Genomic DNA, 16,356 nt, shown 5'->3' with positions numbered 1-16,356 from the left:
TCCCCGGTGTCGTCCGTCACTTCACGCGCGCACACGTACCGGCCGGCGCCCCCGCTCCGTACGCTGGCCATATGGTGATCCCGCTCACGCTGCTGGCCTTCGCCGCCCTCGTCGCCGCGGTCGCGCCCCGGCTGCTGACCCGCGCCGCGTGGGCGGACCGCGAGCCGGTGCTCGCGCTGTGGGTGTGGCAGTGCGTCGTCGCCGCCGTGCTGCTCTGCTGCGGGCTCGCCATGTCGCTGAGCGCCGCCGTGGCCTGGGCGCAGGTGCACAGCGGGGTCTTCGCCCCGGCGCCGGCCGCGGTGCGGGACGCGTACGGCGACGCGACCGGCGCCACGTGGGCCGCGGTGCTCGCCGTCGCGCTGGCGGCGGGCGGGCTGTGGACGGCCGTGATGTTCGTACGCGAGGTCCGTACCGCCCGCGTGCAGCGCCGCCGGCGCCGCGAGGAACTGCGCCGCCGCGCACCGCTGCTGCCCGGCGAGGACACCGGCGCCGAACGGCTTGTGGTGCTGGAGGGCGAGCGGCCGGACGCCTGGTGGCTGCCCGGCGGGCACGCCGCCCAGCTCATCATCACCACGGCCGCGCTGCGCCGGCTGAAGAAGCGGCAGCTCGACGCGGTGCTCGCACACGAGCAGGGGCACAGCCGGGCCCGCCACCACTGGCTGCAGCACTGCGCGGGCGCGCTCGCGGGCGTACCGAGCTTCCCGGTCTTCCGCGCGTTCCGCGACGAGGTGCACCGGCTGTGCGAGCTGGCCGCCGACGACGTCGCCTCGCGCCGCTTCGGGCGGATGACGTTCGCCACCGCGCTGGTCGAACTCAACGAGGAGCGCGGCGTCTTCGGCCCCGGCCCCGGGCACGGCCACCACTCCCACCTCCCGCAGCGCGTCGACCGGCTGCTGGCGGGCGCGCCGCGGTTCTCCCCGGCGCGCCGGCTGCGGCTGACGGTCGCCGCGCTCGCCGCGCCGGCCGTACCCCTGCTCGTCGCATTCGGCCCCGGCCTCAGCGCGCTCGCGTAGGGTCAGCGGCGTGACAGCAGCCGCGCCGCGCCACCCGTCCCGAGCCCTGCAACTCACCGCAGCCGCAGCCACGCTGCTGAGCGTCCTGCTCACGGTGCTGGTGGCCGCCACCTGGCAGCCGCTGATGGACGCCGACCGGAGCATCGCCCGCCGGCTGCACACCGAGGCAGTGGCGGAACCCGGCTGGACCAGGGCGAACCGGATCATGACCGACTGGTTCTGGGACCCCGCGACGATGCGCCTGCTGATCCTGGCCGTGATCCTCTGGCTGTTGTGGCGCGGCGCGCGGCTGCTGCCGCTGTGGCTGGCCGGCGCGGTCGCGGTGGGCTGGGTACTGCAGTACGGCCTGAAGGCGGCGGTCGGCCGCGACCGGCCGAAGTGGAGCGACCCGGTTGACTCCGCCTCGCACGCCGCCTTCCCCTCCGGGCACTCCATGACCGTCGCGCTGGTCTGCGGGCTGCTGCTGTGGCTGCTCAGCCGCGCCGCCGGGGTGCCCGCGGGCCTCAAGTACGCCGCGTGGGCGGCGGCGGCCGTGTCGGTGGTGGGCGTGAGCTTCACCCGGCTGTGGCTCGGGGTCCACTGGATGAGCGACGTGGTCGGCGGCTCCCTGATGGGGATCGCGGTCGCGGCGATCGCGGCGGTGGCGTACGGCGCCGTGGAACCGGCCGCGCACGACGAGAGGGTGGCGGTACGCGGATGAGCCCCAGGGCCGTGCTCTTCGACTTCTCCGGGACGCTGTTCCGCGTCGAGCCCGCGGAACGCTGGCTGCGCGCCGTGCTGGACGCCGCGGGGATCACCGCCGACGACGCCGGGATCGTGCGCTGCGCCGCCGCGCTGGAGCGCGCGGGCGCGCTGGCGGGCGGCGCGTTCCCCGAGCGCGTACCGGAAGCGCTGGAGGAGGTGTGGCTGACCCGGGACCGGAGCATGGAGCGGCACCGGGCGGCGTACACCGGCCTGGCCCGGCAGGTGCCGCTGCCGTGGCCCGACGGGGTGTACGACGCGCTGTACGACCGGCACATGACGCCCGCGGCGTGGGAGCCGTACCCCGACGCGGCGGCCGTGCTGCGCGGGCTGCGGGAGCGCGACGTGCGGGTGGGCGTGGTCAGCAACATCGGCTGGGACCTGCGGCCGGTGTTCCGCACGCACGGCCTCGACGCGTACGTGGACGCGTACACCCTGTCGTACGAGCACGGGGTGCAGAAGCCGGACCCGCTGCTGTTCCGGGCCGCGTGCGAGGCGGTCGGGCAGGCGCCGCAGGACGTGTTGATGGTCGGCGACGACCGCCGCGCGGACGGCGGCGCCACGGCACTGGGCTGCGGCTTCTTCCCGGTGGACCACCTGCCGGCCGCCGAACGCCCGGACGGGCTGCGGCCGGTGCTGGGGCTCGTCGGCTGAGCCCGGGCGTACGGCCGCCGCCCGCGCGGGACTTCAGCCGCCGGCGGTCCGGCATCTCGGCGGCGGGGTGGATGGCCAGCTTGAACTGCGCGTGGGTGATGCGCGCGCTCCTGCCGCCGTTGTGCCGGACGAGGAACGCCAGCGGGGTGCGCGGCCGGACGAAGAGCTCGTGGTGCTTGTGGCGGTACTCGCCGCCGGGGGTGCCGGCGTGGTCCTCGGTCGCGGTGGAGTCGTAGCCGCCGGCGAGGCCGAGGGGGTCGCGGACGAACCGGTCCCGTACTTCGGTGTAGTCGCCCTTCTCCCAGAACACCATCGCCGTCAGCGACCCCCAGCCCTCCCGGCTCGGCCAGATCAGGCCGGAGCGGCGGTCGGGGTAGGAGGACCGCTTGCCGTCGGGCTGGGCGGCCTGGTGCATGCCGTGGGCGTCGAAGGACTCCCGGCCGCCGTAGGGGAAGCGGACGATGTGGTACTCGCCGTCGGCGGGTATGACCTGCGGTTCGTCGACGATGAGCGAGCAGATGTAGACAGCCATGCGACTCCCGTTCGGGGGTGGGGAAGTGCACGGCACAGTGGACTCCGCAATCCGCCCCTGTCAAGGAGTGGCGCCGGGCTCCGCGAGGGCGACGGGGATGCGGGAGCGGACGTACTCGCGCGCCAGCGTGGCGCGGCGCAGCCGCCACGGGGGCGCCGTACGGGCCGGGTGCTCGGCGTAGCGGCGGTCGCGGATGTCGGCGACCAGGCGGGCGGGGGCGCCGGTCGCGGCGAGCACGTCGAGGGCCTCGCCCTTGGTGATCAGGCGGCCTTCGGTCAGGGTGACTCCGGCGCGGGCGACGGTGATCGGGCCGAGGTCGACCCAGACGTCGCGCAGCCACCGCCGCCTGCGGGCGGTCGCCGGCAGCCAGTACTCCGCGAGGTCCTTGCGGATGAATGCCGTCAGCTCCGCGTCCGGCAGCGGCGGGAGCAGCCCGGCGGGCCCGGGGCCGTGCAGCACCAGCGCGCCGGTGTGCAGTTCGCGGCGGGTGACCGGGGTGACGGGCCGGCTGAACAGCTCGGCGTGGGCCCAGGTGAGGTGGTCGAGGCCGGCGCCGGCGAGGCGGTCCACGGCGACGTACGAGCAGTGCAGCTTGGCGGCGAGCGGCACCTCGCGGTGGAGCCTGCGGTGCAGCGCCTTCAGCCGCCCGCGGACCGCGGGGTCGGCGGCGGCGTCCTCGCGGACGACGGCGATGAGGTCGAGGTCGCTGCGGTACGGGCGGTAGTCGCCGAGGGCGAGCGAGCCGTGCGCCCACAGCGCCTCCAGCGGCACCGCGGCGCGCAGGACGGCGAGGAAGCGGTCGAGGAGCGGCCGGGCGGCGTCGCTTGCGGCCACGTCAGGCGGCCAGCAGCTCGTCGAGGCCGTCGCGGGCCAGCTCCTCCAGCTCGTCGAGCGCGGCGCGTGCGCGGGCGGCCGTCGCGGGGTCCCGCTCGGGCAGGCCGCTGGCGACGAACTCGTCCTCGTCGAGCCTGAGGACGGTCTGCCGGTCGCCGGAGAGCCAGAGGTCCAGCTCCAGGTCGTGCACGGTGACCCGGTCCTGCTCGACGCGGGCGGGCCGGGCCACGTCGCAGTACCAGCCCTTGAGGCGGCCGTCGGCGGCGTGGATCTCCTTGACCGAATACCAGCGGTCGCGCCAGAAGTGCTCGGTCCACACGTCGCCCTGCTCGAACCGCACATAGCCGGCGTCGCGCTCCTTCGGGCCGGCCCAGGGGGCGCGCACCACCGCGTGGTCGCCGTCGTCGCGGAGGACCACCGCCGCGTAGCTCAAGCCCGGCCGGAGCTGCTTGACCAGCGTGACCTCGACCTCGTGGCCCGGTGTCAGCATGCCCTTCCTCCCGTACGCCACCCCCGGGGAACGGCGCCGGGGGCGAGCCGGCCGCCACGGCAATTGGTGAGGCCCCGCGACGGGGGAGCGCGGGGCCTCACACCGTCAAACGGCCGACGTGGGCTCCGGGTTCCCCGCAGGACGAAAAAGTTTCTGCTACGAGGCATGGTGGGCTCAGGCGATCCCCCGCATCGCCCGAGCCCACCGCTTCCCCCCGGTACCGGACGTGCTCACGTCGGTGCCGGAAGCCTTGCCGAGTATACTGGCTCTCAGCCAGTGAAGGCAGGAGTTACAGGATGTCCCCCCGCAGGCCCGCAGTCAATGAAGAACTCAGACGGCGTTCCCGGGAGCGTCTGCTGCAAGCCACGGTGGAGCTGGTCGACGAACGGGGCTTCGAGGGCACGACCTTGGGGGACATCGCAGAACGCGCGGGCTCCGCGCGCGGTCTCGTCTCGTACTACTTCCCCGGCAAACGCCAGTTGGTGCAGTCGGCCGTGCACAGGCTGATGCATCTTACGCTCGGCGCCGCCCTGGAGCGTCCGGAGCACACCGAGGACGGGCAGGAGCGGATGGCCCGCGCCATCGACTCGGTCCTGGGCCTCTCGCAGGACCATCCGGTGCTCATGCGGCACCACATGGCCGGCATCCTCCAGGCGGACGGCTTCATCCAGTGCGCGGAGCAGCAGCAGCTGGCGGTCCTGCTGCGCGAGACCGTGGCGAGCTGGGGCTCGCCCGACCCGGACACCGAGTACCCGATGCTGCGGGCGCAGCTGATGGGCGCGGTCTTCGCACTGCTGCTGCCCGGGGTGCCGATGCCGCTCGACCGGCTGCGCGGCGAGCTGTTCCGGCGCTACGGGCTGGACTGGCACCTCGGCGTCCCGCCGGAGGGCGTGATGCCCTCCGACGGAACGCCGGTCAAGGCCGCGCACCGGCGGTAGCCGCGGGCAGCGGCCACCGCCGGGTGCGCGGACCGGACGGCGGGCGGATCAGCGGGGCACCGGCCGGGACGCCGGGACGCGGTGCCCGCGGATCAGCGGTAGTCCGGCTGCGTCTGCGTGTTCAGCTCGGGCAGCCGCACCCAGCGCGCACTGTCGGTGCGCCGGTCGTCGATCTTCAGGACGTCGAAGCCCTTGGCCATGTCGTTGGAGTAGATGTAGCCGTTGTAGTAGTACGCGGACCAGGAGCCGCCGCCGACGAGTGCGGTGTCCGACAGCGGGCCGCGCTCGAAGTAGGCGATCTCCTTCGGACGGCGGGAGTCGGTGAACTCCCAGACGGAGACGCCGCCCTGGTACCACGCCTGGACCATGATGTCGCGACCGCCGGCCACGGGGACCAGCGAGCCGTTGTGCGCGACGCAGTTCTCGGTGTCGGCCTGGTGCCGCGGGATCTTGTAGTAGCTGCGGAACGACAGGTCGTAGTTCTTGCCGCGCTTCTTCAGGTCGTAGATCCCGTTGGCGCCGCGCTCGGGGCCTATCTCCTCGTTGCAGGTCGCGGCGCCGCCGCCGCCCAGCTCGTCGGTGAAGACGACCTTCCGGCCGTCCTCGCTGAACGTCGCCGAGTGCCAGAAGGCGAAGTTCTCCGAGTCGCGGACCTGGTCGATGACCTCCGGCTCCTCCGGGTCGGAGATGTCCATCAGGATGCCGTCGCCCATGCAGGCGCCGGCCGCGAGGCCCAGCTCGGGGTAGGCGGTGATGTCGTGGCAGCCGGTGGTGGCCGACTTGCCGGTGCTCCCCGGGTTGCCGCCGTCGGGGAAGAGCACCGGGAAGTCGATGACCTCCGAGCGATCCGGCGCGGACCGCGGCACCTTGACGATCGAGATGCCGTCGTGCGGCGGCTGGCAGTCGGGGAAGGTGGCGCTGGGCGAGTACGAGGAGACGTAGATGTAGACGTTCCTGCGCTCGGGCACCAGCGTGTGGGTGTGCGAGCCGCAGGCGGTCTCGACGGCGGCGACGTACTCGGGGTTGCGCTTGTCGCTGATGTCGAAGACCTTCATGCCCTCCCAGGAGTCCTTCTCCGTGGCGGGCTGGGTGGTGCTGTTGCAGGAGTCGTCGCTGCGCGACGAGTCCGTGGACAGGAACAGCAGGTCGCCGGAGACCGACACGTCGTTCTGCGAGCCCGGGCAGAGCACCTCGCTGACGACCTCGGGGCTCTTGGGGTCGGCTATGTCGTAGACGGTGAAGCCGTCGTAGTTGCCCGCGAAGGCGTAGTGGCCCTGGAAGGCGATGTCGGAGTTGGTGCCCTGCAGGCTGCCCTTGTCCAGGTGGGCGACGTGCTCGATGTTGTCGCTCTTGTCGATCTCGTCCACGCCCGGGATGTCACCGCGTTCGATGGCGGCCTGCGCCTGGGACCGTTCACCGCTGCTGACCTTCTTGGGGGCGTTCGGCCCGTCGCCCGGGTCCGGGACCGCCGCCGCCGTACCGGCGGTCAGCAGCGAGCCCACGAGCCCGATCAGGGCCGCGGCCGCGGCCAGGCCTCTCCGTCTCGTACGTGATCTGTGCAACGACGTCACGTGGTTCCCTCCCAGTGGTGCGCCTCGGCAGTTGAAATCAAGGAAGTATCTCGCCAAGCATGTACAGAACAACAGACGGAAACACAGCCGTAATAGAAAGTTTTGGTCCTGTCGGCGCACGCTCGTGCTAGGACGTACCTGGCACCTCACCGGACCCATCTGTACGGAGGTCACCTTGCGGCACCGCCGAGCACTCGCCCCAGTCGTTCCGCTCGCCGCAGCGCTGCTGCTGGCCGGCTGCACCGGGGGCGACAGCTCCGACGGCGCCGAGGGCGGCGGGCCGTCCGTCATCGCACCGGGGAAGCCGGGCGAGGAGGCGGCCACGATCCCCGCGGACGAGGTCGAGGAGGCGCGCGGCGAGGACCGGCCCAACTCGGCGGACACCGCGTACATGCGCGACATGATCGAACACCACGGGCAGGCGATCGTGATGACCGACATCGCCGGGAAGCACGCCGGGTCGAAGGCCGTCCGCGCCATCGCCGCCCGGATCGCGGCCGGGCAGCAGCCGGAGATCGCGGTGATGGAGGCGTGGCTGGAGGAGAACCCCGGCGACGGCGGCGGCGGTCACGGGGACGGGCACGGGGCGATGCCGGGGATGGCGAGCGAGGCGGACCTCGACCGGCTGCGGGCGGCGCGCGGCGAGGAGTTCGACGCCCTGTTCCTCGACCTGATGATCGCCCACCACGAGGGCGCGGTGAAGATGGCCGAGGAGGTGCTCGGCAAGGGCAACAACGAGTACGTCGAGCAGCTGGCGACCGGCGTGATCGCGCAGCAGCTGAGCGAGATCGGCCGCATGGAGAAGCTGGCGTAGCCCACGCCCGCGGTTCCGCGCGTCCCGGGGGCGGTGTCAGTGCCCGGGTGCAGACTGGCGTCCGCAGTCGACAGCGGAGTCGCACGGAGGTGGATCCGGATGCAGGACGTAGTGCTGGCGGTCGGGACGCGCAAGGGGCTGTTTCTCGGACGGCGCCGGGGCGGCACGTGGGAGCTGGACGGGCCGCACTTCAGGGCCCAGGCGGTCTATTCGGTCGGCATCGACACGCGCGGGGCGGCGCCCCGGGTGCTCGCCGGGGGCGACAGCGCGCACTGGGGCCCGTCGGTCTTCCACTCCGACGACCTGGGTGCGACGTGGGAGGAGCCCCGCCGCCAGCCGGTGAAGTACCCGAAGGACACCGGCACTTCGCTGGAGCGGGTCTGGCAGCTCCAGCCCGCGGGGGCCGAGGCACCGGGAGTGGTGTACGCGGGCACGGAGCCCGGCGGCCTGTTCCGGTCCGAGGACGGCGGCGAGACGTTCGAGCTGATGCGGTCGCTGTGGGACCACCCGACGCGGGAGAAGTGGGAGCCGGGCGGCGGCGGGCTCGCGGTGCACACGGTGGTCACCGACCCGCGGGGGGCCGGCTCCGTGACGGTGGCCGTCTCCGCCGGCGGGGTGTACCGCACGGTGGACGGCGGGGCGAGCTGGGCCCCGTCGAACACCGGGGTGCAGGTGGTCTTCCAGCCGGACAGGTACCCGGAGTTCGGCCAGTGCGTGCACAAGGTCGCGCGGGACGCCGTGGATCCGGACCGGCTCTACCTGCAGAACCACTGGGGGGTCTACCGCAGCGACGACGCCGGGGCCACCTGGACCGACATCGGCGCCGGGCTGCCCTCGGACTTCGGCTTCGCCGTCGCCGCGCACCCCTCGCGCGGCGGCACCGCGTACCTCTTCCCCATCACCGCCGACGCCGACCGGGTGCCCGCGGAGAACCGCTGCCGGGTCTACCGCACGTCGGACGCGGGGGCGACCTGGGAGCCGCTGTCGTCGGGGCTGCCGCGGGAGGACCACTACGGCACGGTACTGCGGGATGCCCTGTGCACCGACGACGCCGACCCGGCGGGGGTGTACTTCGGCAACCGCAACGGGGAGGTCTTCGCCAGCGCCGACGAGGGGGAGAGCTGGACGCAGCTCGCCGCGCACCTGCCGGACGTGCTGTGCGTACGCGCGGCCGCGGTATGAGGAGGGCGCGGGCAGCCGCCCGCCGGCCCGCGGGCGCGGGCGTCCGCGGGCGGCCGACCGTGGCGGGCGGGGGGTCGTGGAGCCAGTAGAGTGACCGGCCATGGCTGGACGTCCTCTCCCCGACATCGTCGAAGCCGGCTGGGCCAGGGCCCTGGAACCGGTCGCCCAACAGATCGCCGCCATGGGCGACTTCCTGCGCGCGGAGATCGCCGCGGGGAGAACGTACCTGCCCGCGGGGCCGAACGTGCTGCGGGCCTTCCAGCAGCCGTTCGACGACGTGCGCGTCCTCGTCGTCGGCCAGGACCCGTACCCCACCCCGGGCCACGCCGTGGGCCTCAGCTTCTCCGTCGCCCCCGACGTGCGCCCGCTGCCCGGCAGCCTGGAGAACATCTTCCGCGAGCTGCACAGCGACCTCGGCCACCCCCGCCCCGCCAACGGCGACCTCACCCCCTGGACCACGCAGGGCGTCCTGCTGCTCAACAGGGCGCTGACCACCGCGCCCCGGCGCCCCGCCGCGCACCGCGGCAAGGGCTGGGAGGAGGTCACCGAGCAGGCCATCCGGGCGCTCGCCGCCCGCGGCCGGCCGCTGGTGGCGATCCTGTGGGGCCGCGACGCGCGCAACCTGCGCCCCATGCTCAGCGAGTACCCGGCCATCGAGTCCGCCCACCCCTCCCCCATGTCCGCCGACCGCGGCTTCTTCGGCTCCCGCCCCTTCAGCCGGGCCAACGAGCTGCTGCAGAAGCAGGGCGCGGACCCGGTGGACTGGACGCTGCCGACGAACGGATAGCCGCCATGACCAGCGATACGGCCCGATGGGTGCTCGGCATCGACTCCGGCGGCTCGGGGGTGCGCATCGCCGCGGCGGCCGTCCCCGCCGCAGGCGGCGACCCGGTCGCGGACGACGCCGCCGTGCAGACCGCGGCGCCCGTCGTCACCGGGGACAACGGGATCGACGCCGACGACCTCCTCGGCAAGGTGCTCCCCGCCGCGCACCGGCTGCTGGACGCCGCCGGCGCCGGGTCGTTCGCCGCGGCGTGCGTCGGCGCCGCCGGCATGGCCAGCCTCGGCGCCGACCTGCACGCCCGGCTGCCCCACGCGCTGGCGGACGCCCTCGGCGTACGGCACCTGGCGCTCGCCGCCGACGGGGTCACGGCGTACGCGGGCGCGGTCGGGCAGCACCCCGGCGCCGTCGTCGCCGCCGGCACCGGCATGATCGCGGTCGGCACCGGGCTCGACGCGGCCGGCTGGCGGCGGGCCGACGGCTGGGGGCACCTGCTGGGCGACTGCGGGGGCGGCGCGTGGATCGGGCGGGCGGGGCTGGAGGCGGCGATGCGGGCGTTCGACGGCCGCCGCGGCGGCTCCGCGGCGCTGCTGGCCCGGATGGAGGCGGTGTTCGGCACCGGTACGCAGATGCCCGGCCTGCTCTACCCGCGGCCGGACCGCCCGGCGGTGCTCGCGTCGTTCGCCCCGGAGGTCGCCCGGTGCGCCCCGCACGACCCGGTCGCGGCCGCGATCCTCACGGAGGCGGGCGAGCACATCGCCGCCGCGGCCGTCGCGGTCTGCCCCGCGGACCCCGGCAGCGCGGTCGCGCTCACGGGCGGGCTCTTCGGCATGGGCGAGCCCCTGCTCGCGCCGCTGCGCGCGGAGCTGGCGGTGCGGCTTCCCCGGGCCCGGGTGTCGACCGCGGCGGCGACGCCGCTGGCGGGGTCGCTGCGGATCGCCGCCGCGCTCGCGGCGGACGAGCTGGTGCTGCCGGTGGAACGGGGCATGCTCGACGTCTGGTAGGCCGGCCCGGCGGGCGCGGTCCGGCCCCGGCGCGACGACCTTGCGTAGCCGCGCGGGGACGGTCCGTACGAGACCCGTCACCGCCTGTCCGCCGCCGTGCTCCCGTGGTCACGCCCGCGGGCGAATGCCGACCCCGGGCATGTGGCGGACCGCGCCGACGCGTTAGCATGCGGCGCCATGAGCTCTGCCGATGGACACGCAGCCGGTCTGCCCGTACGTATGCCCCGCCGTCAGCCGGGGCGGCACCGCAAGCCGGAGCGGCCGAGCGCGCCCGAGGGCGCGCCGGCGCTGGTCCTGGCCGCCCCCGGGGTGCCGTCGGCGGCCATCCGCAGCATGGCGGAGGAGGTGCTCAGCATCGCCCGCTCCGACCTTCCGGGGCTCGACGGGCGGGTGGCGTACATCGAGGGCGAGGACGACGAGTTCCCGCCGCTGACGACGGTGCTCGCGCAGGCCGCGGCGCAGCGCGCCGCGCTCGCCGAGGCCGGGACGCTGGAGGTCGCCGAGGACGTGCCGGTGGCCGTCGTGGTGCCGCTGCTCGCGGGCCCCGACCCGGTGCTGCTGGACCGGCTGCGCGACGCGATCGCCACGAGCGGGACGACGGTCGAGCTCACCGACGTCCTCGGGCCGCACCCGCTGCTCGCGGAGGCGCTGCACGTGCGGCTCTCCGAGGCGGGCCTCGCCCGCGCGGACCGCGCGCGGCTGTTCACCGTCGCGACGGCGGCGGACGGCATCATCATCGGCGCCGTGGGCGGCGAGGAGGCCGTGCGAGCGGCGGGCGTGACGGGCATGCTGCTCTCGGCGCGGCTGGCGGTGCCGGTGCTGTCGGCGCCGCTGGACAAGGCGGGCGCGGTGGCCGAGGTCGCCGACTCGCTGCGGAGTTCGGGTTCCGCGCGGCTCGCGCTCGCGCCGTACGCGCTGGGCCCGGAGCTGCCCGCGGAGATGCTGGCGGCCGCGGCGCAGGAGGCGGCGTGCGAGGCGGCGGAGCCGCTGGGGCCGTACCCGTCGGTGGGGCAGCTGGCGCTGACGCAGTACACGACGACGCTGGGCATCGCGCCGCAGCCCGCCGGGTCGCCGATGCGCTGACCCGGGCTCACGGGCGGGGCGCGGGCCCCGTGCAGGACTTCACGAGCCGCCGGCGGGCGCCGGCGGCTCCGCTGTTCCACGGGCCGGCGGTACGGGCCCGCCGGCGGGCCCGGCTCAGGCGAACACGACGCACGACGCCGCCGGCACCGCGGCCGAGCCGGTGCGGCGCGGGGTGCCGGTCGCGCTGTCGATCTCGAACCAGGTCACGTCCCCGGAGCGCTCGTTGGCCGCGTAGAGGTGGCGGCCCCGCGGGTCGATCGCGAGGTCCCGCGGCCAGGTGCCGCCGCAGGGGGTGTTCGAGACGAGTTCCCGCACCCCGCCCTCCTCGTCGAGCGCGAGGGTGGCGAGGACGTCGGGGCCGCGGACGGCGGTCCAGCAGAAGCGGCCGTCCGGGGAGACCACGATGCCCGAGGCGTACGGAGTGGCGTCCGGCTCGGCGGTCAGCAACGGGGCCTCGGCGAGCGGTTCGAGGGTGCCGGTGGCGGCGTCCCAGGAGCAGACGGTGACGACGGGCTCCAGCTCGCAGGCGACGTAGACGCGGTGGCCGTCCGGGTGGAAGGCCAGGTGCCGCGGGCCGGTGCCGGCGCGCAGTGGCACCTCGTGGTTCAGCCGCAGGGCGCCGCGCTCGGTGTCGAGCGCGCAGACGAGCACGGAGTCGGTGCCGAGGTCGACGCCGAGGATCCAGCGGCCGGTCGGATCGGGGACCACCTGGTGGGCGTGCGGGCCCTCCTGGCGTTCCGCGACCGGCCCGCTGCCCTCGTGCTGGAGCAGGGCGGCGGGTCCCGCGAGCGTGCCGTCGGCGGTGACGGGAACGGTGCTGAAGCTGCCGGAGGCGTAGTTGGCGGTGATGACGTGGCCGCCGGCGATCGCCAGGTGAGTGGGGTGGTCGCCGCTCACGGGCACGGGGTCGCCGGCGGGCTCGGGCTTGTCGTCGGTGAGCCGGAACGCGGCCACGCTGCCGCCCTCGGTCTCGCTCACGGCGTACAGCAGACCGCCGTCGGCGACGGCGAGGAACGAGGCGTCGCGCAGGGCGTCGGTCGAGTGCCGCGGGGTGAGGGCGCCCGTGCCGGGGTCGACGTCGGCGACGGTGATCCCGGCGCCGCCGCCGCTGGAGAACGAGCCGACACAAGCCCGCAGAACCGATTCACCCATGCGCTTTCTCCTTCCAGCAGGTCCGGACCGGTCCGGGCGACCCTACCGGACGATCTCCCGCCCGTCCGGCCAACTCCCCACGCCGCGCCGTCGCCCCGGACGGCCGCGCGTCGGCGGCGCGCACGCCACGTACCGCGATCCGCGGGTGTGCAGGACAATGCCGTACGCGCAGGGGCCGCGCACCGTGAGACCACCGGACGCGAGGAGATTCAGCATGCACGGAGCGCACACCACCCGGATCGCGGGCGCCCTGTTGTCCGCCGCCGCCCTGCTGGGCGGCATCCAGACGACGGCCGCCGCGCGCCCCGCGGACGCCGCCGACGTGATCGACGTGTCCACCGCCGACGAGTTGGAGGCGGCCCTCGCCGCCGCCGGCCCCGGCGACACGATCCGCCTGGCCGACGGCACGTACCGCGGCAACTTCGACATCACCGCCTCGGGCAGCGCCTCCGCACCCGCGACCCTCACGGGCTCCGCCGCCGCCGTGCTCGTCACCGGCGGCGGCTACGGGCTGCACCTGGACGGCGCCGCGTACTGGAACCTGACGGGGTTCACGGTCACCGGCGGGCAGAAGGGCATCGTGCTGGACGACGCCGACCACGTGGACATCGCCTCCGTCACCGTGCACGACCTGGACATGGAGGCGGTGCACTTCCGCAACTCCAGCTCCGACGGCTCGATCACCGACTCGCGGATCCACGACACCGGCCAGGACGGCCGCGGCATGGGCGAGGGCGTCTACGTCGGCAGCGCGGGCGGCACCGGCGACCGCAGCGACCGCATCCTCATCGAGGGCAACACGATCGGCCCCGGCGTGGGCGGCGAGAACGTCGACGTCAAGGAGGGCACCACCGGCGCCCGCATCATCGGCAACACCTTCGACGGCAGCGGCCTGACCGGCGCGAACTACGACGACTCGTGGGTCGACATCAAGGGGAACGACGTGCTCGTGGCGGACAACACCGGCCGCGGCACGACCAACGACGGCTACCAGACCCACGAGGTGCAGGACGGCTGGGGCTGCAACGCCACCTTCCGCGGCAACATGTCCGACCTCGGCGGCGCGACGGGCCCCGACCGGTACGCCGTCAACGTCACCAACTACGACGCGCAGGACTGCCCCGTGACCGTCTCCGGCAGCAACACGGTCACCGGCGGCCGCGGCCTGGTCAACCCCGGGACCCCGGTCACGGACTGACCCCTCCCCCGGCCGCCGGACCCGGGCAGTCCGCTTCGCGCCCGGCTTGGCATGCTTGCCGTATGAGCGCCACCGGTACCACCGCCGTCGTCTTCGACCTCGACGGCACACTCGTCGACAGCGAACCGAACTACTACGAGGCCGGGCGCCGTGTGCTCGAAGCGCACGGCGTCACGGGCTTCACCTGGGAGGAGCACGCCGGGTTCCTGGGGGTGGGCACCCGGGAGACGCTGCTCACGCTGCGCGAGCGGTACGGGCTCGCGGCGCCGGTGGCGGAGTTGCTGACGGAGAAGAACGCCGCGTACCTGGAGCTGGCGCGGGCGTCGACGCAGGCGTACCCGCAGATGCGGACGTTCGCCGAGAAGCTGCTCGCGGCCGGCTGCCCGATCGCCGTCGCGTCCGGCTCCTCGCGCGCCGCCATCGAGGCGGTGCTGCCGGCGGCCGGGCTCGACGGGCTGTTCACGACGCTGGTCTCGGCGGAGGAGGTCCCGCGGGGCAAGCCGGAGCCGGACGTGTTCCTGGAGGCGGCCCGGCGGCTGGGCGTACGGCCGGCGGACTGCGCGGTGGTGGAGGACGCACCGCCGGGGTGGGAGGCCGCGCGCCGGGCGGGGATGCGGTGCGTGGCGGTGCCGTACCTGCCGGAGCAGGCGGACGAGGCGGCCGGTGCGGGCGCGGGGCTGGTGTTCCCGGGCGGGCAGCGGGAGTTCTCGGCGGAGCGGGCGTTCGCGTGGGTGACGGGCGAGGGTTGACGCGTACGGGCCGGCGGGGCCGCGCGGACGCGGGACGGTGCCGCCGGTCCGCACCGCCCCGCTCTCCCCGCGCCCGGTGGCCCGGTCAGTCGTCCGCGACCTCGCCCCTGACGTGCCGCTGCACGAACTCGTAGGCCAGATCGCCGAACTGCTCGCCGAACGGGATGGACCGCTCCGCGGTCTTCGAGAAGTGCACGCCGCCCCACATCCGGCTGTACGCGCAGTCCCGGACGAACTCCGTCCAGGTGTCCCAGTGCAGCGCGATGTCGGTGCCGGGGGTGAGCCCCGGCTCGACCATCGTCGAGCCGGCCGGTGCCCGGAACGTCCAGTCCAGCACGTCGTCGTCGAAGAACCGCCGCGTCGCCTGCGCCTGGGCCGCGCACACGCCGCCGGAGCCGGACGGGTACTCGGGGTGGTCGCCGACGTTGAGGTAGCTCGTCCACTCGTCGCCCGGCATGTCGCGCACCGTGCCCTTGCCCACCCCGCCCCAGGAGGTGACCCGGCGGCTGCCGTAGACGTGCCGGACGGCGCTGAACGGCCGGACGGAGTCGTACTTGGCCTTGTAGTGCCAGATCGCCACGAGCGAGTCGTAGATCGCGACGGTGCTGCCGAAGAGCAGGTGGACCAGGTCGTCCAGGTCCATCTCACCGTGCGCCTGCGCCGCGGCGCCGACGGAGATGCCCACGCCGAGGAACTTGTTGTCGAAGATCTCCGCCTTCACCTTCTGCTCGTCGGTCAGCGCGGCCGACGCCTGGAGGATCTCGTCCACGGAGCGCTTGTAGTCCCGCGGCCGGGTGTGGTCGCTGAACTCGGGCGGCGCGAGCCCGAAGCCGCCCGGGTCGCGGAAGGTGTGGGCCCTGACCAGGCGCTGCTGCGGGGTGACGAACGCCTGGACGGTGAAGATGCCCTTGTCGCCCGCGTTCCCGGCGAGGCGGCGGTTGTGGGTGCCGTGCTTCGGCTGCCAGCGCGAGGGGTTCCTCAGCTCGTACGCGGAGTTGACCGGCCGGTAGCCGGTGTAGTCCTCGTACGGGCGGCCGTTGTACGTGCGGCCTGCGTCGCCGAGCTGGTTCATGCCGTCGTGTGCCGTACGGGCCAGGACGGCCTTTCCCGCCAGGTTGCCGATGCCGACGGGGCTGGTCGGGTTCTCCGACTCGTCGTCGGGGTCCAGGCCGATGGTGACCATCAGGTCGCGGAAAGCCGTGCCCCGGCCCGGCTCCACGCCCTTGATCACCCGGTAATTGGCGTAGAGGGCGGCTATGTTCTTGTTCCGGTTGGTCGTGGACTCGCTCGAAGGACGGCGGCGGATACGTGAGAAAACGCCCACGGCCGTCGGGTGATAGGGCGCCAGAGCGTCGAACCAGGCGGCCGTCGACAAATGGATGAACCGGTGGAGTACGGTCACATCCATGGGACCGTAGACGTCCTCCGCGGGACGGAACGTGGCGATCAGATCCCGTACGAAGTTGCCCGTGTCGAAGTCGAAGTCCGCGGCCGCTGCCCCCGCTTGACCGACCGGCTCCGCGGCGGCGGAGCCGCTGTGGCCCAGCCCTGCCAGGGCGGCGGCCGAAGCACCGGCGATCCCGCCGAGCAGCACCGACCTGCGGCGGGGCGCGGATCCGG

16 protein-coding genes and 1 pseudogene are annotated in these 16,356 nt (G+C 74.3%); 11 read left to right on the top strand and 6 right to left on the bottom strand.

The features are described 5' to 3' along the window. Positions 1–71 precede the first annotated feature (71 nt). Genes LG396_RS17335 through LG396_RS17325 form a run of 3 tightly spaced genes read left to right on the top strand, consistent with a single transcriptional unit; the run spans position 72 to position 2,408 of the window. Positions 72–1,013 (top strand): M56 family metallopeptidase, encoded by a 942-nt coding sequence (locus tag LG396_RS17335; protein ID WP_018836311.1) that lies wholly within the window; start codon positions 72–74, stop codon positions 1,011–1,013. Positions 1,014–1,023: 10 nt separating this feature from the next. Next, positions 1,024–1,713 (top strand): phosphatase PAP2 family protein, encoded by a 690-nt coding sequence (locus LG396_RS17330; protein ID WP_145897792.1) that lies wholly within the window; start codon positions 1,024–1,026, stop codon positions 1,711–1,713. Then, positions 1,710–2,408 (top strand): HAD family hydrolase, encoded by a 699-nt coding sequence (locus LG396_RS17325; protein ID WP_225795428.1) that lies wholly within the window; start codon positions 1,710–1,712, stop codon positions 2,406–2,408. The genes LG396_RS17330 and LG396_RS17325 overlap by 4 nt, the downstream gene beginning before the upstream one ends. Positions 2,409–2,457: 49 nt before the next feature. Here the strand turns inward: LG396_RS17325 and LG396_RS17320 are convergent. The 3 genes and pseudogenes from LG396_RS17320 to LG396_RS17310 form a co-directional block, all read right to left on the bottom strand. After that, positions 2,458–2,940, bottom strand: a pseudogene (locus tag LG396_RS17320) (hypothetical protein); the annotation flags it as partial. Between the two features lie 60 nt (positions 2,941–3,000). Further along, positions 3,001–3,774 carry a nucleotidyltransferase domain-containing protein gene (locus LG396_RS17315; RefSeq protein WP_225795427.1) on the bottom strand — a complete coding sequence of 258 codons (774 nt, stop codon included), beginning with the start codon at positions 3,772–3,774 and terminating at the stop codon, positions 3,001–3,003. Position 3,775: 1 nt separating this feature from the next. Beyond that, the gene (locus LG396_RS17310) at positions 3,776–4,264 is read right to left on the bottom strand and encodes a ribonuclease FAU-1 family protein (RefSeq protein ID WP_027746658.1); all 489 of its coding nucleotides are present in this window, start codon (positions 4,262–4,264) and stop codon (positions 3,776–3,778) included. Between the two features lie 296 nt (positions 4,265–4,560). On the opposite strand from LG396_RS17310, the gene LG396_RS17305 reads away from it, so the two are divergent. Continuing rightward, on the top strand, positions 4,561–5,202 hold the full coding sequence (locus LG396_RS17305; RefSeq protein WP_225795426.1) for a TetR/AcrR family transcriptional regulator: 642 nt from the start codon (positions 4,561–4,563) through the stop codon (positions 5,200–5,202). 92 nt (positions 5,203–5,294) lie between these two features. On the opposite strand, the gene LG396_RS17300 is transcribed toward LG396_RS17305, so the two are convergent. Further along, complete coding sequence (locus LG396_RS17300; RefSeq protein WP_372483517.1) at positions 5,295–6,773, bottom strand: LVIVD repeat-containing protein; 1,479 nt, start codon at positions 6,771–6,773, stop codon at positions 5,295–5,297. A 175-nt stretch (positions 6,774–6,948) separates the two neighbouring features. Here LG396_RS17300 and LG396_RS17295 point away from each other — a divergent pair, with 175 nt between their 5' ends. From LG396_RS17295 to LG396_RS17275, 5 genes are all read left to right on the top strand, one after another. Next, positions 6,949–7,587 carry a DUF305 domain-containing protein gene (locus LG396_RS17295; protein ID WP_018836303.1) on the top strand — a complete coding sequence of 213 codons (639 nt, stop codon included), beginning with the start codon at positions 6,949–6,951 and terminating at the stop codon, positions 7,585–7,587. Positions 7,588–7,686: 99 nt separating this feature from the next. Beyond that, the gene (locus tag LG396_RS17290) at positions 7,687–8,769 is read left to right on the top strand and encodes a WD40/YVTN/BNR-like repeat-containing protein (RefSeq protein ID WP_225795425.1); all 1,083 of its coding nucleotides are present in this window, start codon (positions 7,687–7,689) and stop codon (positions 8,767–8,769) included. A gap of 100 nt (positions 8,770–8,869) precedes the next feature. Next, positions 8,870–9,556: a uracil-DNA glycosylase gene (locus LG396_RS17285; RefSeq protein WP_225795424.1), complete on the top strand. Its 687-nt coding sequence runs from the start codon at positions 8,870–8,872 to the stop codon at positions 9,554–9,556. 5 nt (positions 9,557–9,561) lie between these two features. After that, positions 9,562–10,554 (top strand): N-acetylglucosamine kinase, encoded by a 993-nt coding sequence (locus LG396_RS17280; RefSeq protein WP_225795423.1) that lies wholly within the window; start codon positions 9,562–9,564, stop codon positions 10,552–10,554. 177 nt (positions 10,555–10,731) lie between these two features. Further along, complete coding sequence (locus LG396_RS17275; RefSeq protein ID WP_225795422.1) at positions 10,732–11,637, top strand: sirohydrochlorin chelatase family protein; 906 nt, start codon at positions 10,732–10,734, stop codon at positions 11,635–11,637. Between the two features lie 114 nt (positions 11,638–11,751). Here the strand turns inward: LG396_RS17275 and LG396_RS17270 are convergent, their stop codons facing one another. Further along, entirely contained in the window at positions 11,752–12,789 is a 1,038-nt protein-coding gene (locus LG396_RS17270) for a lactonase family protein (protein ID WP_225795421.1), read from the bottom strand. Positions 12,790–13,003: 214 nt separating this feature from the next. On the opposite strand from LG396_RS17270, the gene LG396_RS17265 reads away from it, so the two are divergent. Continuing rightward, positions 13,004–13,987 (top strand): right-handed parallel beta-helix repeat-containing protein, encoded by a 984-nt coding sequence (locus LG396_RS17265; protein ID WP_225795420.1) that lies wholly within the window; start codon positions 13,004–13,006, stop codon positions 13,985–13,987. A gap of 62 nt (positions 13,988–14,049) precedes the next feature. Continuing rightward, on the top strand, positions 14,050–14,736 hold the full coding sequence (locus LG396_RS17260) for an HAD family hydrolase (protein WP_018852528.1): 687 nt from the start codon (positions 14,050–14,052) through the stop codon (positions 14,734–14,736). Between the two features lie 85 nt (positions 14,737–14,821). Here the strand turns inward: LG396_RS17260 and LG396_RS17255 are convergent, their stop codons facing one another. Next, a complete protein-coding gene (locus LG396_RS17255; RefSeq protein WP_225795550.1) occupies positions 14,822–16,330 on the bottom strand; it encodes a DUF6851 domain-containing protein in 1,509 nt (502 codons plus the stop codon). Positions 16,331–16,356 lie beyond the last annotated feature (26 nt).

The organism is Streptomyces aculeolatus (assembly GCF_020400605.1).
Taxonomy (GTDB): Bacteria; Actinomycetota; Actinomycetes; order Streptomycetales; family Streptomycetaceae; genus Streptomyces; species Streptomyces aculeolatus.
Note: the sequence above shows the minus strand (reverse complement) of the source record. Positions and strands in the feature narration are given on the sequence as shown.